Origin of the sequence: Parvibaculum indicum, assembly GCF_011762095.1 — a bacterium.
Lineage (GTDB): Bacteria > Pseudomonadota > Alphaproteobacteria > Parvibaculales > Parvibaculaceae > Parvibaculum > Parvibaculum indicum.
Map to the genome: position 1 here is coordinate 68,745 of NZ_JAASQO010000006.1, position 22,865 is coordinate 91,609.

General features: G+C 62.7%; 22 protein-coding genes. 10 read left to right on the forward strand and 12 right to left on the reverse strand.

Translation table 11 applies throughout. The features are described 5' to 3' along the window. Positions 1–140: 140 nt before the first annotated feature. From FHS78_RS09015 to ppk2, 3 genes are read right to left on the reverse strand one after another with little or no spacing between them, the layout of a single operon-like run. A complete protein-coding gene (locus tag FHS78_RS09015; protein ID WP_167093381.1) occupies positions 141–974 on the reverse strand; it encodes a 23S rRNA (adenine(2030)-N(6))-methyltransferase RlmJ in 834 nt (277 codons plus the stop codon). Further along, on the reverse strand, positions 971–2,335 hold the full coding sequence (locus tag FHS78_RS09020; protein WP_167093383.1) for an MgtC/SapB family protein: 1,365 nt from the start codon (positions 2,333–2,335) through the stop codon (positions 971–973). Before FHS78_RS09020 ends, FHS78_RS09015 begins: the two co-directional genes overlap by 4 nt. Then, complete coding sequence (gene ppk2, locus FHS78_RS09025; RefSeq protein ID WP_343041946.1) at positions 2,332–3,147, reverse strand: polyphosphate kinase 2; 816 nt, start codon at positions 3,145–3,147, stop codon at positions 2,332–2,334. Before ppk2 ends, FHS78_RS09020 begins: the two co-directional genes overlap by 4 nt. Positions 3,148–3,348: 201 nt before the next feature. Between ppk2 and FHS78_RS09030 the strand changes: the two genes are divergently transcribed. Further along, positions 3,349–5,370, forward strand: a complete 2,022-nt coding sequence (locus FHS78_RS09030) for a TonB-dependent receptor (protein ID WP_167093385.1) — start codon at positions 3,349–3,351, stop codon at positions 5,368–5,370. Positions 5,371–5,448: 78 nt separating this feature from the next. Here FHS78_RS09030 and FHS78_RS09035 read toward each other — a convergent pair whose 3' ends face one another. Both FHS78_RS09035 and FHS78_RS09040 read right to left on the reverse strand, forming a co-directional pair. Beyond that, a complete protein-coding gene (locus FHS78_RS09035) occupies positions 5,449–6,144 on the reverse strand; it encodes a ChrR family anti-sigma-E factor (RefSeq protein WP_167093387.1) in 696 nt (231 codons plus the stop codon). Beyond that, the gene (locus FHS78_RS09040; protein WP_205305261.1) at positions 6,144–6,728 is read right to left on the reverse strand and encodes a sigma-70 family RNA polymerase sigma factor; all 585 of its coding nucleotides are present in this window, start codon (positions 6,726–6,728) and stop codon (positions 6,144–6,146) included. The genes FHS78_RS09035 and FHS78_RS09040 overlap by 1 nt, the downstream gene beginning before the upstream one ends. Before the next feature lie 307 nt (positions 6,729–7,035). Here FHS78_RS09040 and FHS78_RS09045 point away from each other — a divergent pair, with 307 nt between their 5' ends. The 8 genes from FHS78_RS09045 (at position 7,036) to FHS78_RS09080 (ending at position 16,790) form a co-directional block, all read left to right on the forward strand. Next, positions 7,036–8,406: an NAD(P)/FAD-dependent oxidoreductase gene (locus FHS78_RS09045; protein WP_167093391.1), complete on the forward strand. Its 1,371-nt coding sequence runs from the start codon at positions 7,036–7,038 to the stop codon at positions 8,404–8,406. Further along, positions 8,403–9,203, forward strand: a complete 801-nt coding sequence (locus tag FHS78_RS09050; protein WP_343041947.1) for a DUF1365 domain-containing protein — start codon at positions 8,403–8,405, stop codon at positions 9,201–9,203. Before FHS78_RS09045 ends, FHS78_RS09050 begins: the two co-directional genes overlap by 4 nt. A gap of 289 nt (positions 9,204–9,492) precedes the next feature. Beyond that, on the forward strand, positions 9,493–11,601 hold the full coding sequence (locus tag FHS78_RS09055; protein WP_167093393.1) for a putative bifunctional diguanylate cyclase/phosphodiesterase: 2,109 nt from the start codon (positions 9,493–9,495) through the stop codon (positions 11,599–11,601). A 166-nt stretch (positions 11,602–11,767) separates the two neighbouring features. Continuing rightward, on the forward strand, positions 11,768–12,961 hold the full coding sequence (locus tag FHS78_RS09060) for an acyl-CoA dehydrogenase family protein (RefSeq protein WP_167093395.1): 1,194 nt from the start codon (positions 11,768–11,770) through the stop codon (positions 12,959–12,961). Between the two features lie 15 nt (positions 12,962–12,976). Further along, a complete protein-coding gene (locus tag FHS78_RS09065) occupies positions 12,977–14,068 on the forward strand; it encodes an acyl-CoA dehydrogenase family protein (RefSeq protein WP_167093397.1) in 1,092 nt (363 codons plus the stop codon). A 19-nt stretch (positions 14,069–14,087) separates the two neighbouring features. Then, positions 14,088–15,278, forward strand: coding sequence for a chromate efflux transporter (chrA, locus tag FHS78_RS09070; protein ID WP_167093399.1), 1,191 nt, complete (start codon positions 14,088–14,090; stop codon positions 15,276–15,278). A gap of 66 nt (positions 15,279–15,344) precedes the next feature. Next, positions 15,345–15,500 carry a PQ-loop domain-containing transporter gene (locus FHS78_RS19375; protein WP_246220419.1) on the forward strand — a complete coding sequence of 52 codons (156 nt, stop codon included), beginning with the start codon at positions 15,345–15,347 and terminating at the stop codon, positions 15,498–15,500. 195 nt (positions 15,501–15,695) lie between these two features. Beyond that, on the forward strand, positions 15,696–16,790 hold the full coding sequence (locus FHS78_RS09080) for a zinc-binding dehydrogenase (protein WP_167093401.1): 1,095 nt from the start codon (positions 15,696–15,698) through the stop codon (positions 16,788–16,790). A 9-nt stretch (positions 16,791–16,799) separates the two neighbouring features. Here FHS78_RS09080 and arfB read toward each other — a convergent pair whose 3' ends face one another. The 7 genes from arfB to FHS78_RS09115 form a co-directional block, all read right to left on the reverse strand. Beyond that, positions 16,800–17,222 carry an alternative ribosome rescue aminoacyl-tRNA hydrolase ArfB gene (gene arfB, locus FHS78_RS09085; RefSeq protein ID WP_167093403.1) on the reverse strand — a complete coding sequence of 141 codons (423 nt, stop codon included), beginning with the start codon at positions 17,220–17,222 and terminating at the stop codon, positions 16,800–16,802. A gap of 22 nt (positions 17,223–17,244) precedes the next feature. Then, the gene (locus FHS78_RS09090; protein WP_167093405.1) at positions 17,245–17,850 is read right to left on the reverse strand and encodes a glutathione S-transferase N-terminal domain-containing protein; all 606 of its coding nucleotides are present in this window, start codon (positions 17,848–17,850) and stop codon (positions 17,245–17,247) included. A gap of 107 nt (positions 17,851–17,957) precedes the next feature. Beyond that, on the reverse strand, positions 17,958–18,491 hold the full coding sequence (locus FHS78_RS09095) for a phage holin family protein (RefSeq protein WP_167093407.1): 534 nt from the start codon (positions 18,489–18,491) through the stop codon (positions 17,958–17,960). 7 nt (positions 18,492–18,498) lie between these two features. Then, a complete protein-coding gene (locus tag FHS78_RS09100; RefSeq protein WP_167093409.1) occupies positions 18,499–18,759 on the reverse strand; it encodes a hypothetical protein in 261 nt (86 codons plus the stop codon). 93 nt (positions 18,760–18,852) lie between these two features. Beyond that, entirely contained in the window at positions 18,853–20,376 is a 1,524-nt protein-coding gene (locus FHS78_RS09105; RefSeq protein ID WP_167093411.1) for a phospholipase D-like domain-containing protein, read from the reverse strand. A gap of 547 nt (positions 20,377–20,923) precedes the next feature. Continuing rightward, entirely contained in the window at positions 20,924–22,255 is a 1,332-nt protein-coding gene (locus FHS78_RS09110; RefSeq protein WP_167093413.1) for a HipA domain-containing protein, read from the reverse strand. Next, positions 22,252–22,476 (reverse strand): helix-turn-helix transcriptional regulator, encoded by a 225-nt coding sequence (locus tag FHS78_RS09115; RefSeq protein ID WP_167093415.1) that lies wholly within the window; start codon positions 22,474–22,476, stop codon positions 22,252–22,254. The genes FHS78_RS09110 and FHS78_RS09115 overlap by 4 nt, the downstream gene beginning before the upstream one ends. Positions 22,477–22,636: 160 nt before the next feature. Here FHS78_RS09115 and FHS78_RS09120 point away from each other — a divergent pair, with 160 nt between their 5' ends. Next, entirely contained in the window at positions 22,637–22,801 is a 165-nt protein-coding gene (locus tag FHS78_RS09120; RefSeq protein WP_167093417.1) for a hypothetical protein, read from the forward strand. Positions 22,802–22,865 lie beyond the last annotated feature (64 nt).

Consider the following 22,865-nt stretch of genomic DNA (forward strand, 5'->3'; position numbering starts at 1 on the left):
CGCAGGGGCTTTATAGACCCGTTCGGGGCCGGAGCGCCAATCGAATGACCAGAACAGTGTTCGAAGTCAGTCCGAGCGGTTCCAGGGAAAGTGGAAACCGGTTTCCCCTCCGGAACCGCGACAAACGGAAATGCCCTTCCCTATTCGGCCAGCCACTCCACCCGCGCCCGCGCGCCGGGGCCTTGCGCGAGTTTTTCCGCCAGCCAGTCGAGCAGCGCCTCGCCCTCGTTCGCCAGCGGCCAGGGCGGGTTGACGGCGAGGATGCCCGAGCCCGTCATCCGTTTGCCGTCGGGCGCCATTACATGGAGTTCGAGCGCGAGCTGTTTGGGGATGCCGCTTGCCGCCATCCGTTCGAGGAACTCGCCGCTCACGCTCGGGTCCTTCACCGGGTACCAGACGAGGAGCGTGCCGGTCGCCCATCGGCGATGCGCGCCGGCGAGCGCCTTCTCGATGGTGGCGAACTCGGCGCGGTCCTCGAAGGGTGGATCGACGAGGATAAGTCCGCGCCGCTCCTTCGGCGGCAGCATCGCCTTCATCGCGCGGTAGCCGTCCATCGTCTGCACCTTCACGCGCGGGTCGCGCTTGAAGAGCTCTGCGCAATCTCGCCCCGGCTCCTGTTCAATCTCAACAAAAGCTATCCGATCCTCACTCCGTGCAAGGTAAGCGGCAAGCGCAGGTGAGCCCGGATAGCGCGTCAGCGGGTCGCCGCCGAGCGCGCGCACGGCCTCGAGATAGGGGGCGAGCGGGACGGGGATATTGCCCTCCGCGTCGAGAAGCCGTGCGATCCCCTGCCGGAATTCGCCGGTTTTCTGCGCTTCCTCGCCTGCGAGATCCGTCATCCCGGCGCCCGCATGGGTGTCCAGCAGGAAGAAGGGTTTCGCCTTCTTCTTCAGATGCTCGATGGAAAGGGTCAGCAGCGCGTGTTTCATCACATCGGCGAAATTGCCGGCGTGAAATTCATGTCGGTAGTTCATATCGTTCCGGCGAGGATAAGGGCGGCGGCGACGGTGCCGAGCGAGAGGAGGAAGAGCGCGGCGGCGGGCAGGAGGCCGTTCTTTTTCCCTGCGAAAACAACCGTGTAGCCCGCCTTCAGGAAATTGTTCGAGGCCGCCGCGACGAGGATGGCGGCGGCCGTGAGCGCCGGCGGCGAGGCCGTTGTCGCGCTTTGGGCGAGGCTCAGCACGAAGGGATCGACGTCGGTCACGCCGGCAATGGCGGCAACGGCGAAGATACCGCCTTCGCCGAATTCCTGCCGTCCCCAGGCCACCGCGACCGACAGCGCCACGAAGAGCACGGCAAAGGTCAGCGCGGCGGAGACTTCCAGCGGGTTGGAGGAGTAGTAGGGCGCGGATTCCGCCTTTGTTTTCCGGGCCTTGCCGCGCAGGTAGAGGAGCCCTGTCAGGCCGAGCCCGACCGCGCAGAGGGTGAGGAGAGCGGGCATCAGCGTCAGCGCCAGCGCGCCGTTGAAGACCGATACCACGACGAGAATCCGGACGAACATGATCGAGGTTGCGAGCACGATGCCGGCTTCCGCGCTCGCCTGGGGCGGCGTTTCCTGCGCGAGCTGGCGCGACAGCACCACCGTCGTCGCGGTGGAGGAGTAGAGCCCGCCCAGCGCGGCGGAGTACATCGCGCCCGCTTTCGGGGCGAAATAGCGCTGCAGCAGATAGCTCGCATAGGAGAGCGTGCTTACCGCCACCACCGCGAGCCAGACCTCGTAGGGCGTGATCGGCGTGAGGTCCGTCACCGGTTCGTCCGGCACCAGCGGCAGGATAATTCCTATTATAATCAGGAACTTGCCGAGCGTGGTGAGTTCGGTCCGCCCAACGCCCGCGGCAAAGGCATGCAGCCTTTCGCGCGCGCCGGTCAGCAGGACGACCGCCACGGCAATGCTGACCGCCACCCAGAGGGGCTGCGACAGTGCGACGGGACCGAGCAGAAACACGATCAGGTTGCAGAGCGGCGCCATGATGCCGCCGTCTATCCGCGCGCCGGGCGCGGGCTCGATATCGGGTTCGGCGCGATGGGCCTCCAGCCGCTGCCAGTAAAAAATCGCAAGCCACAGCCCGAGGACGCCGAGCCCGACGAGGAAGGGAAGCAGCGTTTCCGGTGCCAGCGCGTAGAGCAGCGCGCCGGTGAGCGCCAGCAGGGGAAAAGTGCGCACGCCGCCCGGCGGTTTCAGGCGGCTGCGGCTGAAAAATTCCTCGAAGGCCAGGCCGACGAAGAACCCCAGGCCGAGGACGACGATCAGCCGTTCCGGCGCCAGCAGCAGGTCGCCGCCGATATTCGCAAATGTACCGGACAGGAGGGAACCATTGTCCGCGGGCTCTGTCATTTGGAGAGCTTGCCTTTTTCGATCAGCTTGTCGTCGAACGGCATCACGATGTCCGGGTCGGGCTCGATGCGTTTGCCGTTCTTGCCCTCATAGTCGATCCGGCTCAACAGGTCGCGGATAACATTGATGCGCAGCAGCCGCTTCTTGTTCGCATCGACTACCGTCCACGGCGCCCATTCGGAATGGGTGCCCGTCAGCATTGCGTCGCGTGCCTTCGAATAATTGTCCCAGTGTTTTACCGCGACTTCGTCGATGGGGGATATCTTCCATTGCTTGAGCGGATTTTCCCGGCGCTCCTTCATGCGCGCCTTCTGCTCCTTCTTCGATATGTCCAGATAGTATTTGATGAAATGGATGCCGGAGCCGATCAGCAGGTTTTCGTAATAGGGCACCTGCTCCATGAAACGCTCGTAGTCGGTGTCGGTGCAAAACCCCATCACGCGCTCGACGCCGGCCCGGTTGTACCAGGAGCGGTTGAAGAGAACCATTTCGGCGGCGGCGGGCAGGTGCTCGGTGTAGCGCTGGAAATACCACTCCGTCGTTTCGCGGTCCGAGGGTTTGCCGAGCGCCACGACCCGGGTTTCGCGCGGGGAGAGGTGCTGGACGATCCGCTTGATCGTCCCGTCCTTGCCGGCCGCGTCGCGCCCCTCGAAGAGGACCAGCACACGGCGGTTGTTCGCAATGATGTCTTTCTGGAGTTTCACCAGCTCGACCTGAAGCTCGTATAGCTCGTGCTTGTACACGCCGTGGCGCATGCCGTGACGTTCTTCGCCGTCATCGTCGCTGGGGGATTCGTCCTTGTTCTTGCTCACCGGTTCGGCCTCCCGCGCTTTGGTGTCGGCGACAAGACTAGTCTGTGTGCGGCGGCGGGTATAGCAAGCCCGTCGCTGCATTGCGGAAGCGGGGTTGCGTCGCGGTAGGCTCTCCAGTAAATGTTACGTTATAACATTCTAAAAGGGGTGATCATGCGAACGAGATTATTGGTGCGGGCCGGACTCCTCGGAGGGTCGGCCTTGCTTTTTGTTGCCGGATCGACGGTTCTGGGCGGGGCGTCGGCGCGGGCCGCGGAGCAGGCGGATGAAACTTCGACCGCTGAGTCATCGCCCATCATCGTGACGGCATCTCCCTTGCCCGTTCGTCTGGATGAGCTGGCCGCGCCGGTGCTGAGGCTGGACAGGGAAGATATCGAGGCATCGCAGGCCTCCACGCTGGGTGCGCTGCTGGCAGACCAGCCGGGCCTGAGCGAGAGTTCCTTCGCCGCGGGGGCAAGCCGGCCGATCATCCGGGGCATGGACAATAATCGCGTTCGCGTTCAGGAAAACGGTATCGGCGCAGGTGGCGTGTCCGCCCTTTCGGAGGATCATGGCGTACCGATTGATCCGTTGTCGGCAACCAGCGTCGAAGTGGTGCGCGGTCCTGCCACGTTGCGCTACGGTTCGGAAGCGATCGGCGGCGTCGTCAATGTGCTGAACGACCGTATTCCGTCGGCGCGTCCCTCCGGAGGTTATTCGGTTTCCGGCGGTACGAGCTTCGATACGGTCGACCAGGGCAAGGAAGCCCATGGTGCACTGAATGTTGCGACGGGGAATATCGTTTGGCATGCCGACGGCTTTCGCCGCGAGACAAGCGATTACGACACGCCGCAGGGCGAGCAGTTCAACAGCTGGACCGACACGTCCGGCGTGTCGGGCGGCGGTTCCGTTCTCTTCGGGAACGGATATGCGGGTGCCAATGTCGTGCATTACGACAGCGAATACGGCATCCCGGCGCCGGAAGATCCGGCCGATCCCGTCCATATCGATATGCGCCAGACCAAGGTTCAGCTTCGCGGCGCCTTTGCTTTCGATAGCTGGCTCAGGGGAATCGATTTTGCCGGCGGCTATGGCGATTACCGGCATGACGAGATAACGCAGAGCGGCGTCGTCGGTTCCACGTTCAAGAACAAGGAGTGGGAAGGGCGCGCCGAATTCCAGCATGGGGCGGTCGGTCCCTTCGCCGGCGCCTTCGGCGTTCAGTACCGCGACCGGGATCTATCCGCCGCGGGCGAGGGGGGAGAATTGCTCGCCCCCAACACGACGCGCGCCGTGGCCGGTTTCCTCTATGAGGAGATGTCCCTCACCGATGCGCTGTCCTTGCAGATGGCAGGGCGCGTGGAGCATGTGAAAGTCGAGGGGACGGCGCTCGATACGGCGACGATCACGGAATATGACGTCTCGCGCGACTTCACGCCGCTGAGTGCTTCCGCCGGCCTGGTCTGGAATCTCGACGGCGGATGGGTGACCTCGGCCACCTTCCAGGCTGCGCAGCGGGCGCCGGAGGCACCGGAACTCTTTTCCAAGGGGCCTCATGAGGCGACGGAGACCTTCGAGATCGGCGATGCCTCCCTCAACGAGGAAACCGCGTATTCGGCGGAACTTTCCGCCCGGCGCGAGGGACGCGGCTATTCATTCGCGGCGTCGCTCTTTCACGTCAGTTTCGACGATTTCATCTACAAGGCGCTCACGGGCGAAACCTGCGATGACGATTATGCGAGCTGCACCGACGCAGGCGGCACGGGCACGGAACTCGACCAGGTGCGCTATGCGCAGCAGGATGCGAGGTTCTACGGCTTCGAGCTGGAGGGCAAGGTCGCGCTTCTGCGTACCGATACGGCCACCTATGGCGTGACGGGGCAGGCCGACTATGTACGGGCGAAGCTCGACGGCGGAACCAATGTGCCGCGCATCCCGCCGATGCGTATCGGCGCCGGTGTCTATCTGGAAGCGGACAGGTTCATGGCGAAGGCCGGTTTCCTTCATGCCTTCCGGCAGAACAAGCTGGGTCCGAACGAAACCGAGACAGGCGAATATACCGATGTCTCCATGGCATTCCGCTACACATTGCCGGAGCAGATGACCGGCGGCGCCAGCGTGAAGATCAGCGTTGTCGGCCAGAACCTGCTCGATGCGGATATCCGCAATCACGTTTCCTTCAAGAAGAACGATGTGCTTCTGCCGGGACGCAATTTCCGCCTCGTGGCGAGCGTGGATTTCTGAGCGCGGCGGCTGGACCGAACGAAAAAGGGGCGGCCTCTCGGGGCCGCCCCTCGATTTTTTATGAAAGCGGTATCTCCCTCAGAGCCCGATAAAGGGCTGGATCAGGCGCGCCGCGAGGCTTTTCAGACGGATCGGGCCTTCCGTCAGGGCAAGGCAGACACATTCCTCGCCGTCCTCGATGGTCAGGCCGTGCATGTCGGCTTCGTTCTTTTCCTCGATATCGCCCCTTGCGAAGCGGCCGTGCGGATCCCTGAATGCACCTTTGAGGACAAGGGTAAGCTCGGTACCGCGGTGACCATGCACGGGGATATTCGTGCCCGGCCGCGCCCTGAGCATCCAGACACGCTGGTCGCCCGGGCCGCGCCAGAGCATGACCTTCTTCATGCCCGGTCCCATGAACGACCAGTTCAGATCTTCGAGATCGTTCACGCCCAGCCATTCGCGCAACGGCGCGGGCAGCACGCTGTCCGTCGCGTCGGGGGCCGCCGACGGGGCTGTCTTGGCCGGCCGTTCGCCGGATACAGGTTCGTCGATCCGGGACAGAACGGCTGCCAGCGCATCCGGCGCCATGGCCGCGCCCGCCTCGCCGTCCAGCAGCGATCCGCCGATTGCCTCGGCCGCTTCCATGGAACGGGCCGCGTCCGGGCGGTAGCTCAGATGAGACGCAACGAGCACCGCTTCGCCTTCGCTCAGCGTGCCGGCTGCGTATTCCATGATCCACTCATCGCCAAGGGGATGGGTGATCCCGTTATGCTCGACCGTTGCCGCGCACATCACTTCAAATCCTCCAGAGCCGTACGTAGACGGCCGAATGCCAGTCTCATTCTCGATTTCACCGTGCCGAGCGGAATATCCAACTGCTCGGCGATTTCCGAATGCGCCTTGCCTTCCATGAAGGACAGCATGACGACCTCCGCCTGATCGGGCGGGAGTTCCTTGAGGGCGGCCTGCACCCTGTCGCCGGTCTGCCGGCTTATCACCTCGGTGTCGGCCTGAGGCGGATCTTCAGGGGTCAGCATGGGGTCGGCGGGGTCGAGGTCGGCCCGCTTTTCCCGACGAACGCGGTCGATGAAGCGGTTTCGCGCAATGGTGAATATCCAGGTCCCTACCGCCGCCTTGGCCGGGTCGTATTGCGCCGCCTTGCGCCAGACGGTCAGCATCACCTCCTGTGCGATATCCTCGGCGAGTTTCTCGTCGACCCTGAGGCGCATCAGGTAGGACTTCACGCGCGGCGCGTAGTAGCCGAACAGTTCAGCAAAGGCCGCCCGGTCCGCGCGATCCACGATCGCGGCGATATGTGCCGCCATTTCCCCGGCGCTTGCGTCCGGGGAAGGCGATGCCGGGCTTTCGCGATCCATTCGCTCCAACATCCTCAATCTCGCCCGCCTTGCAGGGCGTGCGATCCGGGCCCGACCGGTATCTATGGCGGCGATCATCTGCATGACCCGGATACGAGCCTGATTTCAGGCTGGATCACCGACGGGCGGCCTTTTCGACCCCGGATTACAGACGATCCTAGGCCTTCGCATCGGGATGACAACAGGCGGGATGTCCGGAGGGCTCACACCGCGGGCGGACTGATCCGACGGAGACCCGGTTGCGTAAGACAGGACAATGCCGAGGCGGACGGCTTTCCCTCCGCCGGAATTCATTTCAGGGGCTTTCATGGCGCCATTCGACGATCGAGCATTCAGCGGCCCGAAACCGGGTAAACCCTTGCGGATCGCCGTGGTCGGCAGCGGGATCGCCGGCCTTTCGGCGGCCTGGCTTCTCTCCAAATCGCATGATGTGACGGTGTTCGAGAAGAGCGACCGGCCCGGGGGACATTCGAACACGCTGGTGGCGCCGTGCCCCGAGGGGGATGTCCCGGTCGATACGGGCTTCATCGTCTATAACGAGGTCAACTATCCCAACCTCACGGCTCTGTTTCGGCATCTCGGTGTGGCGACCTGCGCGAGCAATATGTCGTTTTCCGCCTCCCTGCCGACGGCGAGGGGGGGTAGATTCGAATATTCCGGTTCGGGTCTTGGCGGCCTGTTCGGCGACCGGCGCAATCTGGTCCGGCCCCGCATGTGGCGGATGATCCGGGATATCGTCCGCCTTTATCGCGGCGCACCGGAACTGATGGGCGAGGAGGGGCTGGAGCACAAGGCGCTGGGCGATTTTCTGTCGGAGAAAGGTTTTTCGAGGGCGCTCAGGGATGATCACCTTCTGCCCATGTGCGCGGCGATCTGGTCGCTGCCGCTGGAACGGGTGGAGCAATTTCCCGCGCTTTCCTTCCTGCGGTTCTTCGACAATCACGGGCTGATGCGTCTGACGGACCGCCCGGTCTGGCGAACCGTGGACGGTGGGTCGCGCGAATATGTGAACGCGCTTTGTGCTCCGCTCGGCGACCGGCTTCAGACTGGGCGCGGGGTCGAACGGATCGTCCGCGATGGCGGCGGCGTTGCCGTGACGGATGTGCATGGCAGAACGGAGCGGTTCGACAGGGTGGTCATGGCCGCCCATAGCGACGAAACGCTGCGCATGCTGGGCGATGCCGATGAGACGGAGCGGCGGCTTCTGGGTGCGATGCCCTATCAGCGCAATATCGCCTGGCTTCACAGCGATCCGTCCTTCATGCCGCGTCAGAGGCGCGTCTGGGCGAGCTGGAATTATATGGGCGGTGGCGATGCGCCGGTTTGCGTGACCTATTGGATGAACAGGCTTCAGCCGCTCCCCACGGAGAGGCAGCTTTTCGTGACGCTCAACCCGACGCACGACCCCGCGCCCGAACATGCGATTGCCTGCATCGAGTACGATCACCCGGTTTATGATGCCGGTGCCATCGCCGCGCAGCGGGCGTTGTGGTCGCTGCAGGGGCGGCGGCATAGCTGGTTCTGCGGCGCCTATTTCGGGTCGGGATTTCACGAGGACGGCCTGCAGGCCGGGCTCGCCGTGGCGGAAGAGCTTGGCGGCGTAAGGCGGCCCTGGGATGTGGAAAGTGCGTCGTCGCGTATCTTCCGCGCGATGCCTCTGGAAAGTGTAGCGGCGTGACGGGCAAGACGGCAGGCATATGGCGCTCGCGCCTTTATGCGGGCTCGGTTTTTCACCGGCGGCTCAGGCCGCGGCGGCATGAGCTGCGCTATGGCGTTTTCTACATGCTTCTCGATCTGGACGAGCTCGATGGGCTTGACCGGGGTCTCGCCGGGTTTGCGCATAACCGCTTTGCGCCGGTCTCCTTTCACGATCGGGATCATGGCGGCGGGGACGGTCGGCCTTTGCGGCAGTGGATTGAAAATCAGTTGCAGCGCGCGGGACTGACCGTTCGCGGGGGGCGGGTGGAGCTTCTCACCATGCCCCGCATTTTCGGCTATGCGTTCAATCCCTTGTCGATCTGGTTCTGCCGGGACGGAAGCGACCGCCTGATTGCCGTGCTTTATGAAGTCCGCAATACATTCGGCGACCGGCATTGCTATCTTTTTCCCGTCGCGCCCGGCGACACCCATATCGATCAGCGGTGCGACAAGGCATTCTATGTCTCGCCCTTCATGGCGGTTGAGGGAGAATATCGTTTCCGGCTGATGGAGCCCGGGGCGCGCTTTTCGCTGACGATCCGTGAGAGCGACGGGGAAGGCACCCTTCTGACCGCAAGTTTCGCAGGCGAGGCGAAATCGCTGTCGGCCTCCGGCCTTGCCGGAATGCTGCTGCGCTATCCCCTGCTGACGCTCAAGGTCGTGGCGGGGATACATTGGGAAGCCCTTAAACTGCTTGCCAAAGGCTTGCGTTTCCGGTCGCGCCCGGCGCCGCCGGCAAGCCCGGTGACGGTGATTGCGCCCGGATTTCGGCGCTGAAATCCTATGTCCCGTTCCGGGACGGCGCCAATATGAACAATTTTATCTACGTAACCTATTCTTAGGAGCGACTTCCTATAAGTAGCCTAGATCGTGCGCAGGGTCCGCAGAAGGCGGATTGTTTCTGCGGCAGGGAATAGGTGCGATGCATAGAGAAGACGGGCCGGACCGCACAGAAAGTGGGGCGTCGGGTCTCAGCGGTACCGGCCGAGGCCATGCAGACGCGAAGAATGCCCCGACCCGCTCCGGGCAGCCCGTTGGCCTGCGCTCATTATTCTCCCGTTTCAATATGTGGCGTCGCAACAGATATCTGACGCTTCGGGCGAAGGTCGTCCTCGTCGTCACGCTTATCGGCGCGGCCCTGATCCTGCTCGCGGCAGTCTTCACCTGCATGAATTTCCGGCACAATGTGAACGCGGAGGCGCGGGCGCATGTGAATATCGCGCTGGGCGTTCTCGATCAGGCTATCGTGCGGACGCAGTCCCTCGGCGCGCTGGTGCCCGTCCTGGACGCCGTCTCCGGCTCGCCGGCGGTTACCGCCGTTGCTATCGGGACGCGGCACGGCGAGGTGCTTGCCTATGAAGGATACCAGCCGATCAACCGCCGGATGCTTGCCGAACGGCTTGCCGCGGCGGGCCGAAAATTCGGCAATGACCGGACGGGTGGCATCGAAGCGGCGGGTTCGGTCCAGAACGGCATTCAGGATTATGCGGCGCCCGTTGCGCTGCCGGGCGGACGGGGCAGCGGCATTGCGGTTTTCAGCATCGATGTTCATCTGATCGAGCAATCGCAGATCGCCAGCGCCATGTCGATGATGAGCTGGCTCTTCGTCCTCATCATCGTTTCCATTCTGACGATTTCGCTCATCCTGCATCGTGTGGTGGTTGCGCCGATTGAGGCGCTGAGCGGGTTTGTCGGCAATAAAAGGCGTCCGCCCCAGCCTGCGAGCGGTATGCGAGACGAGATCAGCGTCGTGACGCGGGCTTTGTCCGACGCCTTTGCGGATTCGGAAGCGAAGGAAGTGATGCTGCAGCGACTTGCGTCCACAGACGGCCTCACCTCGCTGGGCAATCGGGGGTGGTTCAAACAGTCTCTGGCCGAAGCGATCGCGGAACATCGCGAGGATCGCTCGCTGGTGGGCGTTCTGGTGTTCAATCTCGACAAGTTCAAGGACGTCAACGACACGCTCGGACACGATGCTGGCGACAGGTTGTTGCAGCGGACGGCGGACGTCCTGAAGGGCTGCACACGCGACGGCGACAAGATCGCGCGTATCGGTGGCGATGAATTCGGTTTGATCCTGCCGGGGCTTCGCAGCGCCGATGAGGCCCTCGACCTTTCCTATCGTTTCATTCGGGCGGTGGGCGCTCCCATACGGTTCGGGCCCCATGAGTTGCAGCCGAGTTGCAGTGCGGGAATTACGCTGTTTCCGCAGGACGGGCGCGACCCGGATACGCTGTTGAAGAATGCCGATCTGGCGCTGTCACGCGCCAAGACGGAAGGCAGCGGGACAAGCCTTCTCTATCGTCACGAGCTTCATCTGCGCGCTATCGAGCGTAATTCGATCGAACGGGATCTGCGCGCCGCCATCCGGCAGGGCGATCTCGAACTCTTCTATCAGCCGAAAGTGGATGTCGCCTCTCAGCGTATCGCGGGCGCGGAGGCGCTGGTTCGGTGGCGCCACCCCGAGAGCGGATATATTCCGCCGGATGTTTTTATCCCCGTTGCCGAAAAGAGCGGGTTTATCGGCGAACTCACCAAATGGGTGATGAACGAGGCCTGTCGCCAGGTGCGTCACTGGCAGGATATGGGGCTGACGCGCGTCACCGTGGCCGTCAATGTTTCGGCAGGCGACCTGCGCCGTCCGGACCTTACCGACATGATCGCGAATACGCTGGTGAGACATTCGGTATCGCCGCAATATCTCGAACTCGAGGTAACCGAAAGCATGGTGATGCAGGATGTCGATATGGTGATCGGCACGCTGCGCCGGCTGCGCAGTCTCGGGATCGGTATCGGGATCGACGATTTCGGAACGGGCTATTCGTCGCTCGCCTATCTCAAGCGCTTCCCGGTACAGCGCCTGAAGATCGACCGCAGCTTCGTGAGCGACCTCAGCTCCTTCGGCGAGGGGCGCGTTATCCCCAAAGTGATTATCGATCTTGCCCATGCGCTTGGCGTGAAGGTCGTTGCCGAGGGGGTGGAGACCGCCGAACAGCTCCACGTTCTTGCAGAGCTTGGCTGCGACGAGGCGCAGGGCTATTTCCTCGGTCGCCCGATGCCGTGCGACGAGTTCGAGGCCTTCCTGCAAAACTCGCCTGTGGCGCGCGATCCGCAGGCGCCGTCCCACGAGCAGGTGGCGGTACGGCTGCCTTCGATGGGCGGAAGCGCGGCCTGAGTCTTTCCGGCGGCGTCGTTCTCCCTGCAACTTGACGCAAGGTCCGGCACGGAATTGCCGGGATGCGTGGATTCCAAAACCTTCCGCGCTACACTCCCCGCCGACAACAAACGCGCCGGGCCGCATTTGCATTGCGAAGTCCGGCCGGCAAGCAGGGAGTAGAGGTATGGACCTCGCATACGGGCCCGAATACGAGGCCTTCCGCGAAGAGGTACGCCAGTTCATCACCAAACACCGCAAGGATGCGCCGGAGCGTATGCGCGTCGCGCGTCCGGATGCGGAATGGAAAGCATGGCAGCAACTGCTCATCAAGAACGGCTATGCCGCCCGGACCATTCCGACCGAATATGGGGGCTATGGCGGAGAACCCGACATTCTCAAGTCGCGCATCATCGCGGAAGAATTCACCGCCGCAGGCCTGCCGCTCGGGCTTGCGAACCAGGGCATCTCCATGTTCGTGCCGACGCTGCTGGAGCTCGGGACGCAAGAGCAGAAGCAGAAATGGATCGAGCCGACGCTGAAGGGCGAGGTTGTGTGGTGCCAGGGCTATTCGGAACCGGGCTCCGGCTCGGATCTGGCTTCGCTGCAAACGAAAGCGACAGAGGATGGCGACGATTTCGTCATAAATGGCCAGAAGATCTGGACCTCGACGGCGAAGGACGCCGACATGATCTTCTGTCTTGTGCGCACCGAGCCCGAAGCCCCGAAGCATCAGGGGATTTCCTATCTCATTTTCTCCATGGACACGCCGGGTATCGAGGTGCGTCCGCTGAAAACCATGACAGGCGCGGCGGAGTTCAACGAGGTGTTCTTCACCGATGTGCGTGTGCCGAAGAACCAGATCGTCGGCGAAAGGGGGCAGGGCTGGTTCGTCGCCAATGCGACGCTCAAGCATGAGCGCGGCATGCTCGGCGACCCGAACCAGGCGGGTACGCGGCTGAAAGAGATCGTCGATCTCATGCAGACCGAGACGATGGACGGGCAAAAGCTTATCGACCATCCGCTTTATCGCGACCGGTTGGTGGACCTGCAGTCGCGCGTCTATGCGATGCAGTTCCATGGGCTTCGTCTGCTGACGGCGGCCTCCAAAGGTGAGGATCCAGGTATTGCGCGGCTGATCGTCAAGCTGCAGGGCTGCGAGATCAATCACCAGCTCGCGGCTCTTGCCATCGACGCGCTGGGCGAACTGGGTGTGCTTTACGGCAAGAGCCCGCATCTGCGCGCCTGGGGCTCGTGGCAAAGCCGCTACATGTTCGATCTCGGCCTCATCATTGGCGGCGGGACGGCGCAAATTCAGAAAAACATCATCTCGGAACGCGGTCTCGGCATGCCGCGCGAACCGAAACCCGCCAAAGCGTAAAGGGAGGCTCGATCCATGGAATTCGGATTGTCTGAAGATCAGCGCATGTTGCAGGACAGCCTCAACGGTACGCTGGAGCGCGTCTGCCCGCTGGAGCGAGTGCGCAAGGCGGCGGAAGGCGGGGAGGAGATGGCCGGCGATATATGGGCCGCGCTCACCGAACTCGGCGTTCCCGGCATGATCGTGCCGGAAGCGCAGGGCGGCCTCGGGCTCGCGTTGCTCGACGCGGCGCTGGTGTCGGAGGTGTTGGGTCGTCACGTGGCGCCCGTGCCTTTCGTTGCCACAGCCGTCATGGCGCCGCTGGCGCTGATGCAAGCGGGCTCGCCGGCGCAGCAGGAGGAATGGCTGCCGAAACTCGCCTCGGGCGAGGTCATCGCGTCGGTTGCGATTGCCGAGCAGGTGTCCGGCGCACGCGAGGATGCGGGCGTCACGGCATCGGGCGGCACACTCAACGGCAAAGCCTACTTTGCGATGGATTTCGGCAAGGCCGATCTCTTCATCGTGGTCGACAGGGATGGCGGGCTGCATCTCGTGAAAGGCGATGCCAGGGGGCTTGCCAAGGTCGGGCTCACCAGCATCGACCTCACCCGCTCTCTGGGCGAATTGCAGTTCGACGATGTGGAAGCCGAGCCGCTTGCCGGCGACACCGCCGCGGCGCTCGATGCCATGCGGGATGCCGGTCGCATCATGCTTGCCGCGGATACGCTGGGTGCGGGCTGGATGATGATCGACAAGGCCGTCGAATATGCCAAGGAGCGCAAGCAGTTCGGTCGCGTCATCGGCTCCTTCCAGGCGGTGAAGCATATGTGCGCTGAAATGGCGGCTGAACTCGAGCCTTGCCGTCCGCTTGTCTGGTATGCGGCGCATGCCTTCGACGAGATGCCGGACGAGGCGCCGCTGATGGCAGCGCACGCCAAGTCGCTGACCTCCGATGTGGGGCGCTTCGTGGCGCGTACGGCGACGGAGGTGCATGGCGGCATGGGCTTCACCGATCTTCTCGGGCTTCATTATTGGTTCAAGAGAATCGGGCTTAATCGCCAGCTTCTGGGCGCGCCGGAGCGCGTCCGCCGGGAAGCGGCGGTCATGCAGGGCTGGGCGGCGGACTAGTTGCCCGACAGGGGGAGCGATGACGGAGAAGGCAGCGCAGGGCACGATCGGCGAAGTCTTCTCCGCCTTCCTCAAACTGGGCTTTACTTCATTCGGCGGCCCGGTTGCGCATCTGGGATATTTTCGCGCTGAAATCGTCGAAAAGCGGGGTTGGCTCGATGACCGGGCCTATGCCGATCTCGTCGCGCTTTGCCAGTTCCTGCCCGGCCCGGCGAGCAGTCAGGTCGGTATGGGGCTCGGTCTCATGCGGGCGGGCGCGGGCGGCATGCTGGCGGCATGGCTTGCCTTTACCCTGCCATCCGCCATCGCGCTCATGCTCGCCGCGTTCGGCGCGGCGGCGCTTGAAGGCGAAATCGGGCATGGTGTGCTGAGCGGGCTGAAGATCGTGGCCGTCGCCGTGGTTGCGCAGGCCGTGCTGCAGATGGCCCGCAATCTGGCGCCCGACGGGCCGCGCGCCACGCTTGCGGTCGCGGCGGCTGTCGCCATGCTCGTCCTGCCTTCCACGCTGATGCAATTCGGGGTGCTGGCGGTCTCGGCGCTCGTTGGACTTGTCGTGTTGAAGCCGGAGAAAGGCGAAGACTGGCCGCCGCTTGTGTCGCCGGTGCCGCCGGTCGTTTCCATCCTGTGTCTGGTGCTGTTTTTCGGTCTGCTCGCCGGCCTGCCATTTCTCGCGCAAGGTGGCGAACCGTTGCTTCGTCTCGGCGATATCTTCTACCGGGCGGGAGCGCTCGTGTTCGGCGGGGGGCATGTGGTGCTGCCCCTGCTGGAGGCCGAACTCGTGCCGCGCGGGCTCATCTCGCAGGACAGTTTTCTGGCCGGTTACGGCATGGCGCAGGCGGTGCCGGGTCCGCTCTTTACCTTTTCGGCCTATGTCGGCGCGGCTGTGGACGAAGTGGGGCGGCCGGTTCTGGCCGCCACGGTCTGCCTTGTCGCCATGTTCCTGCCGAGTTTCCTGCTGGTGCCGGGTGTCCTTCCCTTCTGGTCGAAACTGTCGCGTTTTACCTCGGCGCGGGCGGCGCTGATGGGCGTCAATGCAGGCGTGGTGGGGCTGCTCGCCGCTGCGCTTTATACGCCGGTCTTTACCGCCGCCATTTTCGGCGCGGCGGAGGCGGCGCTCGCGCTGGCCGCGTGGGCGGCGTTGGCGGTGTGGAAGCTGCCGCCCTGGGCGGTGGTGGTGGCGAGCGCCGCCATTGGCGGGATGGCGTTGTGATACCGCTTGCGTGAAATCCGTTACCGACGGAAAGTCGCAACCGGTTTTACGCAAGGGGCATTGGTAATGGTCGACATCGGTTATATCGCGGCGTTCCTCACGACGGTCGCTTTCGTGCCGCAGGCGCTGAAGACGATCCGCACACGCGATACGTCGGGCATATCTCTTGCCATGTATGTGTGTCTGACCGTCGGTGTTTCCTCTGGTTCCTGCACGGGTTGAACCTTGGCGACGGGCCTTTGATCGGTGCGAATGCGCTGACCCTGCTTCTCGCGGTGCCGATCCTCGTCATCACTGCGATCAACAGTCGCCGAGACAAGAACAGGACACCGAAATAGACCGAAGTCTATTTTTTCTTGCGCCAGGCCTCTCCCGCTGCTTCCATAGCGGCCAAGGAAAAACAAGGGAGGAAAGACCATGCGCGCAGCGGTGTTCCGCAAAGGCGATCTTTACGTCGATGAAATCGAAGCCCCCAAGCCCGACGCCGGGCAGGTGCTGGTGAAGACGCTGGCCTGCGGCATTTGCGGGTCGGATCTGCATGCGTTTCATCACGCACACCATATGGTGGATGCGGCGAAGCGCTCGGGCTCCAGTTTCGTGATGGACCTCGAAAAGGACATCGTCTTCGGCCATGAATTCTGCGCCGAAGTGCTGGATCACGGGCCGGGCACGGAAAAAAAGTTCAAGCCGGGGACGCGCGTCTGCTCCATGCCGATTGCCGTCTATATGAACGGCGAGAAGGCCAATGTGCAGCCGGTCGGCTATTCGAATGTCGCGCCGGGCGGTTTTGCCGAGCAGATGGTGCTGAACGAGCTGCTGCTGCTCGAAGTGCCCAGCGGTCTGCCGACCGATCATGCCGCGTTGACCGAACCCATGGCGGTCGGCTGGCACGCGGTGGAGAAGGCAAACCTGACGGGTGAGGAAGTGCCGCTGGTGGTGGGCTGCGGGCCGGTGGGCCTTGCCGTTATCGCCGGTCTCAAGATCAAGGGCGTGGGTCCCATCGTGGCCGCCGATTTCAGTCCTGCGCGTCGCGCGCTGGCGGAAAAGATGGGCGCGGATGTCGTCATCGATCCGGCCGATCATTCCGCTTATACCGATTGGTCAGAGCGCACGCTGCCCGAGGGCTACGATCCGCAGAGCCTGCTCTCCGTCATGGGGATGGGGCCGCAGCCCAAGCCGGGCGTCATTTTCGAATGCGTCGGTGTACCCGGCGTCATCCAGCAGATTTTCGAAGGGGCGATGCGGCATACGCGTGTCGTGGTGGTCGGCGTCTGCATGGAGCATGACCGTTTCGAGCCCTTCTTCGGCATCAACAAGGAGCTCAATGTTCAGTTCGTACTGGGCTATACGCCGGAGGAATTCGCGCTGACCCTTCAACACATTGCCGAAGGCAAGATCGACGTCTCGCCGATGATTACGGGCAAGGTGGCGGTGGAGGAAGTGCGCCATGCCTTCGAGGAACTCGGCAATCCGGAAAAGCATGCCAAGGTGCTGGTGGAGCCCTGGCGCTGAGCCGCGGGCCTAGTCGCCATTCGTCGGGCGGCGTCTCATCTTCTTGACGTCGCCACGGCGTTTCTTGTGTTCGAGATGGCGCTTTTTCGAGGCACGGGTCGGCCGTGTCGGAATTCGGGGGCGGGGCGGAACGGCCGCTTCCCGGATGAGCGCCAACAGCCTGCCGATCGCATCCTTGCGGTTTTCTTCCTGCGTGCGGTAACGGTTCGCCGTGATGACGATGACGCCGTCGCGGGTCAGCTTGCCGCCTGCGAGTTTCTGGAGGCGGTTGCGAACGGTCGGGGGCAGGGAAGGCGAGTGGCGGGCGTCGAAGCGAAGCTGCGCGGCGGTCGCGACCTTGTTGACGTTTTGCCCGCCGGGACCGCCCGAGCGGATGAAGCTCAGGACGATCTCTTCTTCCGCGAGGGAGAGTCTTTCCGTGACCTCTATCATGGGGGCAGGCCTGGTGCAGCGGTCAGGATGCGGGCGGGGCTGTGTCAGCAAAGGACGGACGCTTGCTCATGTCCGCCCACCAGCCGGCGATCTCGCGGTAGCTCTTCTGCCATTCCAGCGCAGCGTGACGGAAGTCGAGATATCCAAGCGCCGACCCGACCGCGATGTGAGAAAGGTCGACGGGGCCGTCGAGTTTCGTCACTTCGTCGTCCAGAATCTGAAGCGAGCGGTCGATGGCGCGATGCCAGCGGCCGAGCCAGATTTCGGATTGTTCGGAATCCTTGCGGCCGCGTTCCATGGTGATGGCAACGGCTGCGTCCATGATGCCGTCTGCCAGTGCCTGAAAGCGTAGCACGGGCCAGCGCTCGGGATGGGCAAGCGGGATCATGGTTTCGCCTTCGAGGGTCGAATCCAGATATTCGCAGATGAGCGGGCTGTCGAAGAGCGTGTCGCCATTGGCAAGTACAAGCGCGGGCACCTTGCCGAGCGGGTTCGCTTCATGCAGCGCCGGCGGATCCTGCATGGCGACGATATTTTCCTCGCTCACATGGGATGTGCCGTTTTTCTCGCGGATGAGCACGCGGCATTTGCGGGCGAAAGGGGATGTCGGCGAGGCATAGAGTTTCATCGGAGTTTCCTGAAGAGACGACCGGACCATACAGCTCCGGTTTCTATCCCATTCCGTTCCTGCCGTCACTCGACGTCATATGCTGCCATCCGGGCAGAATCGCGCTGCTACTCCGGTTTCGCGTCGTCGTCTCTGGCCCCGCCATCGCGATTGAGGATCGGCATGATGATCTTGCGCAAGAAAGGGCTCATCGCAGCCAGGGCGCCCAGGATGATTGTGACCATCGGCATCCCGGAAGAGGTGCCGCGGACCATGCCGAGGAGTCCCATGGAGAGATCGTTGAAACGCTTTTCCAGCGCATCGACATCGCGGCGAATATCGGCGCGTGCCGCCTCGATATTGAGGTTGGCGAGTTTCATTTCCAGTTCGTCGGCATGGCTCGGTTTGCGGGCGGCAAGGCCGAGCGCAACAATGGCGACGAACAGGAGTGCACCGCCGGTGATAAGTGCCCCGAGCGGATAGCCATAAAGTTCCGAGAGCGCGAGAAATCCGGCGATCACCAGCATGGTGAAGGCGAAAATCGCGAGAAAGACAGCGATGCCGACCAGGCTCAGCCGGTTTGCGAGCCTCTTTGCCTCCAGTTCGGCGCGGAAGAGTTCGGCTTCGGCAAGCGTTCGCAGTTTGGGTGTGGGGTCGTACATCTCGGTCCTACTTTCCCAGCACGCGGCCGATAAGGAATCCGATGCCGAATGCGATGAGCGCGCTTGGAACGGGGTTGGAATCGATCTGCTTTTCCAGGTCGGTCAGCCCGTCCTGCAATTTGTCGCCAAGCTCCTCGACATCTTCTTTCGAAAAGGGCGGCGCCTTGCGGGCGCGTTCCTCCTCCAGCGCTTCCTTGAGCGCGGCGATCTCCGCGCGGAGGTCTTTCAATTCCGCGTCTGCCGTTTTTTTCGCGCCGCTTTCGGTCATTTCGAACCTCTTCGGGATCGTCGTTTCGGATGGAGCGTCCGATCGCACCCCGGCAGCATAGCGCTCGTGGGCCCCGGGGAAAAGGAGATCGGGTCAGAGATAGGGTGAGCCAAGGCGGAAGAAAGCGTCACGCAGCTTGATCGAGATGGGACGCGCGGCGAGTTCCTTGCCGGAGACGGGCCGGGCCGACGCGATCTTGTGTTCGATGATGTCGTCGATCCTGCTTGCCAGCGAGGCACCGTAGCATTCCAGGTTGAATTCGAAATTGAGGCGAAGGCTACGCCCGTCCCAGTTGGCCGAGCCCAGCATCGACCAGAGCTTGTCCACGGTCATGAGTTTGGAGTGCTCGAAGGGGCCAGGCGTCTTCCAGATGCGGCAGCCCGCGCGGGCAAGCCATTCCAGTTGCGGGGTGGCAGCCCAGTCGACGAAGGGCAGATTGTTGGTCTCGGGCAGGACGATGTCGACCTTTACGCCGCGCATGGCGGCGAGCGAGAGATTGGTCCGCAAGGTCTGATCGGGGACGAAATAGGGCGTGACGATGCGGATGCAGTGACGGGCTTCGGAGAGCGCGCCGAGCAATGTCCAGCGGATCGGGTTCATGCCCATATCCGGACCGGCGGGGAGGCCGCGTGCGGTGATCTCGCCGGCTTCCTTCAGTTCCGGAAACCAATCCGGCCCGTCCAGAAGTTCGCCGGTGGCGAAATTCCATTCATGCGCGAAAGTGTGCATCAGGTGTGCGACCACCGGTCCCTCCACCCGGAAGTGATAGTCGCGGATCGGCTTTCGGGGATCGGAACCGATCAAATTCCCCTCTGAGATGTTCATGCCGCCGGTAAAGCCGTGCCGACCGTCAATCACCAGAATTTTCTGATGGTTGCGCATGTTGAGATAGGGCATGCGCCAGGGCATGAAGGAATGCAGGTAGCGCGTGTGATTGAGGCCTCGCTCTCTGAGGAGCGGCATGAGAGAGGGATGCGAGTAATAGCAGCCGACGCCGTCGATCAGGATGCGCACCCGCACGCCGCGTGCCTTTGCCCGTGTCAGGGCGTCGAGCACCATTCGGCCAGCGAGATCGTTGTTGAAGATATAGGTGGAAAGCGCGACGGAGCGTTGGGCCGTATCGATCGCCTCGACCATGGCGGGATAGGCCTCGTCGCCATTTTCCAGGACGCGGATGGCGTTCCCTCCCTCGAAGCTTTCCGGCAACACCTTCCAGCCGAAACGGGCAAGGCTCTCCATTTCGCGCACCTGCGGACCGTCCGGCACGGTCTCGCCGGCGACGCGGGCGGGCGGCGGGACGGGCAGCAATTCGCCGACATGGCGGGCGCGCAGTTCGCGCGCACGGCGCTGAATGCGGTTGATGCCGAAGATGAGATAGACGAGCCAGCCCAGGAACGGCACCAGGAGAATGACCGCAAGCCAGCCGGCCGCAGCGCGCTCGTCGCTCTTGGAGAGCATGACATGCACGGCGGCGCCCGCCATCGCGGTGAACTGGATAAGGCCGAGAAGCAGGGGCCAGAGATCGGACAGAAAGGTCAGCATGGCGCGCAAGACTAGTGCATGCGGGTCCGTCTGCCATCCCTCATTGTGTGGCGGTGCGGTAAGTGTGCGATGCACAAAAATAGAGGGCCTCCGCGGGCCTTGCACAGCCCTACATAGCTGCACGTCATCTCACACGGGAAAACAGTGTCGTGCATTACGGTCATGCTGACTCCATCACCTGTCGATGGGGCAGAACAGGATGGTCGCACTCAACATGACGAAATACGAAGAAAACGAGCGTGTGCTGCTTTGCTATCTGTCCGGCCAGATGAGCGAGCGCCAATGGCAGGCGCATTGTGCGGATCGGGCATTTCGCGGTTGGCTGACAAGTCGGCAGTGCCTCAACAATACCGGCGCAGACGTCATACCTTTTAGTCGCTCTCGCATGCTGTCGGGATTTAGCGGGACTTAGCGTCTTTCCCTCAACCCGAATGAAGGGGATTTTTGCTTGAGACCGGCACACGCGATGCCTGGAGAGATTTCCGGTTCGATGGTTCCGCGCGAGGGGATCTCCCCGATGGCCGTGGTCCGGCCTTGAGAATGTTCCGAGTTGCGTTCGTATTGTCATGGCCGGTGTGACCGCCTATGAAGGGCGCACAAGACCGGCAAATGATTATGGCGCTCATTCGCTCTGCAAGCGGAATCCGCCTCCTTTGAGCAGGAACGCGTCTCGGTCGGGGACGTCGACATGGAGGTCCAGCGCTTCCGAGATGTGCTCGATCTGATGGGCTACCATATCCCCTAGTAGTTTCGTCTGTCCGCCCTGCAGGTCGTTTATCTGCATGGCAATACGGTTAAGGAACTCGCCGGTGGTCTTGAGGACTTCATCTTCGCCGGACTTGCCGCGCGCTTTGAGCCCGATTGCTCGCACGAAGTCGAAGAAGGTGTCGCGCGTAAGCGTATCCGTCGTGTCGGTGGTCCCGATATGCAGTGAGAACCGGTGATCGACATTCGGGTCGAGAAGAACGGGCACAACGTCATAGAGCGGGGCCAGCTCTGGCGCATTGCCTCGATAGATCAGGGCATGGTTTTTGGCGTGGTTGTCCGTGTTGCCGAGAGCAAGATTGAGGATGGTCATCTGCAGAAAGAACTGCCGCGCCCTGGCCGGAAGGCGCGTGCGGCCGAGGATCTCGCCTACGGCACGGCCGTTGAAGGCCCGCCCGGCCTCTCCATCGCGTTCGTATTTGAGGTTCTTCGGCAAGCCTAGCGCCTGGCAGAAGTCCTCCTGATGGATCCGGCTCACCACGCCGTTCTCGACAGATCGATCGAACCGGGTGACGAGAAGCCCCCGTATATTGTCGATTTCGAGCGGTTCGACATGTGCGACATCGTCGTCATAGACGCGCGCCGTGATCGACATCAATCGATGCTCCTGATCGACAAGAGCTTCTTCGCCGCGGCGCGGGATCTTGAGAATATGCGTGGTAGGGACGCCGGACCCGTGGCGCGGGATCGCAAAGGTCCCGTCGGGCAGCATCGTAAGCGCGATCTTGCCCTGGACGCCGGCCAGCGGCGACGGGTCGCGTGTGTCGGCCGGCAGACGCCGGTCGTCGCGAAGGGAGCGCATGATCCCGGCGAGATCGTCCTCGCTCAATGCGTCGTAGTCTTTATCCAGGTGCCCGGGCTTCTTTCCCGGCCCTTCGCCGGCAGGCACACATGAAATCGCGCCGGGGCAGTCGCGGCCGAGGTGATAAAGCAGGCCCGCAATGTCTGACCGGTCGATGTTGTGCTTTGCCATCACTGCGTCGAGGGAGGCGTTCTCCTGCAGCAGATTGTCGAAGAAGGCGCGCGCCGCGCTGTCCTTGAAGCTTTCGCGTTCAAGCGGCAGGGCGAGTGAGATCGGACGTCCGGCGTCCGCGGTGTAGCGGAACGACAGGGCGCCCTGCTCGTCACCGGTCAGCTGTCCGGCCGGGCGGTCCTCGCCTTCGAGGAAGACATCGATTTCGTGCGTCATGATCTCGGTTCCATGCGCAGTTCGAGCCCGAGCTCGCTGGCGGCGCCCAATGCCATCTCGATGGACACCCCGCGTTCTCCGTTTTCGAGGGCAGAGACAAGGCGCCGCGTCGTGCCCATCGCCGTTGCGAGCTCAGCCTGGGTCAATTTCGCCGCTTTCCGCTGGCGGCGGATTTCAGCCCCGAACCCCTTGGCTGTCGAAATCGAAGCGAGAAAATCCATGATCAAGCCTTCAGTGTGAGACAAATATATCCCATATACAGGATGTTTGTAAGAATTCAAGAGAAATGAGACGAATATGGCGCAGAGGAAGAGTTGTCGCCTCATGATGACGGTATGAGACGAATATGGCGCATTTATTATCTTCTTTGGGGCCCTGATCATGATCGTCATCACCGGTGCGATGACGATCAACCTGGTGGTCATGTGCAAGCTCGGCGTGCCGGGTCGGTCCGGTAGCCTGTGTCATTATGGAGTTCGCGCTTTTACCGACGCTCCGGGCGACGTTATCCACTCTTTTCAACTTCAAGACGTCACCGGCCGGTGAGCGGGGTCACATGCCCGCCGCTCTTGAGCGGAAATGTCTGTCATCGGGTCGATCGTCATGCAGC

What these genes read in the sequence shown, in the direction of transcription:
- FHS78_RS09040 (WP_205305261.1), bottom strand. Translation starts at nt 6,728, where the DNA reads ATGGATCGCGAAAGCCCGGCATCGCCTTCCCCGGACGCAAGCGCCGGG.
- FHS78_RS09120 (WP_167093417.1), top strand. Translation starts at nt 22,637, where the DNA reads ATGATCGTCATCACCGGTGCGATGACGATCAACCTGGTGGTCATGTGC.
- FHS78_RS09020 (WP_167093383.1), bottom strand. Translation starts at nt 2,335, where the DNA reads ATGACAGAGCCCGCGGACAATGGTTCCCTCCTGTCCGGTACATTTGCG.
- FHS78_RS09095 (WP_167093407.1), bottom strand. Translation starts at nt 18,491, where the DNA reads ATGTACGACCCCACACCCAAACTGCGAACGCTTGCCGAAGCCGAACTC.
- arfB (WP_167093403.1), bottom strand. Translation starts at nt 17,222, where the DNA reads ATGATAGAGGTCACGGAAAGACTCTCCCTCGCGGAAGAAGAGATCGTC.
- FHS78_RS09045 (WP_167093391.1), top strand. Translation starts at nt 7,036, where the DNA reads ATGGCGCCATTCGACGATCGAGCATTCAGCGGCCCGAAACCGGGTAAA.
- FHS78_RS09060 (WP_167093395.1), top strand. Translation starts at nt 11,768, where the DNA reads ATGGACCTCGCATACGGGCCCGAATACGAGGCCTTCCGCGAAGAGGTA.
- chrA (WP_167093399.1), top strand. Translation starts at nt 14,088, where the DNA reads ATGACGGAGAAGGCAGCGCAGGGCACGATCGGCGAAGTCTTCTCCGCC.
- FHS78_RS09035 (WP_167093387.1), bottom strand. Translation starts at nt 6,144, where the DNA reads ATGTGCGCGGCAACGGTCGAGCATAACGGGATCACCCATCCCCTTGGC.
- FHS78_RS09080 (WP_167093401.1), top strand. Translation starts at nt 15,696, where the DNA reads ATGCGCGCAGCGGTGTTCCGCAAAGGCGATCTTTACGTCGATGAAATC.
- FHS78_RS09110 (WP_167093413.1), bottom strand. Translation starts at nt 22,255, where the DNA reads ATGACGCACGAAATCGATGTCTTCCTCGAAGGCGAGGACCGCCCGGCC.
- FHS78_RS09100 (WP_167093409.1), bottom strand. Translation starts at nt 18,759, where the DNA reads ATGACCGAAAGCGGCGCGAAAAAAACGGCAGACGCGGAATTGAAAGAC.
- FHS78_RS09115 (WP_167093415.1), bottom strand. Translation starts at nt 22,476, where the DNA reads ATGGATTTTCTCGCTTCGATTTCGACAGCCAAGGGGTTCGGGGCTGAA.
- FHS78_RS19375 (WP_246220419.1), top strand. Translation starts at nt 15,345, where the DNA reads ATGGTCGACATCGGTTATATCGCGGCGTTCCTCACGACGGTCGCTTTC.
- FHS78_RS09090 (WP_167093405.1), bottom strand. Translation starts at nt 17,850, where the DNA reads ATGAAACTCTATGCCTCGCCGACATCCCCTTTCGCCCGCAAATGCCGC.
- FHS78_RS09055 (WP_167093393.1), top strand. Translation starts at nt 9,493, where the DNA reads ATGTGGCGTCGCAACAGATATCTGACGCTTCGGGCGAAGGTCGTCCTC.
- FHS78_RS09015 (WP_167093381.1), bottom strand. Translation starts at nt 974, where the DNA reads ATGAACTACCGACATGAATTTCACGCCGGCAATTTCGCCGATGTGATG.
- FHS78_RS09065 (WP_167093397.1), top strand. Translation starts at nt 12,977, where the DNA reads ATGGAATTCGGATTGTCTGAAGATCAGCGCATGTTGCAGGACAGCCTC.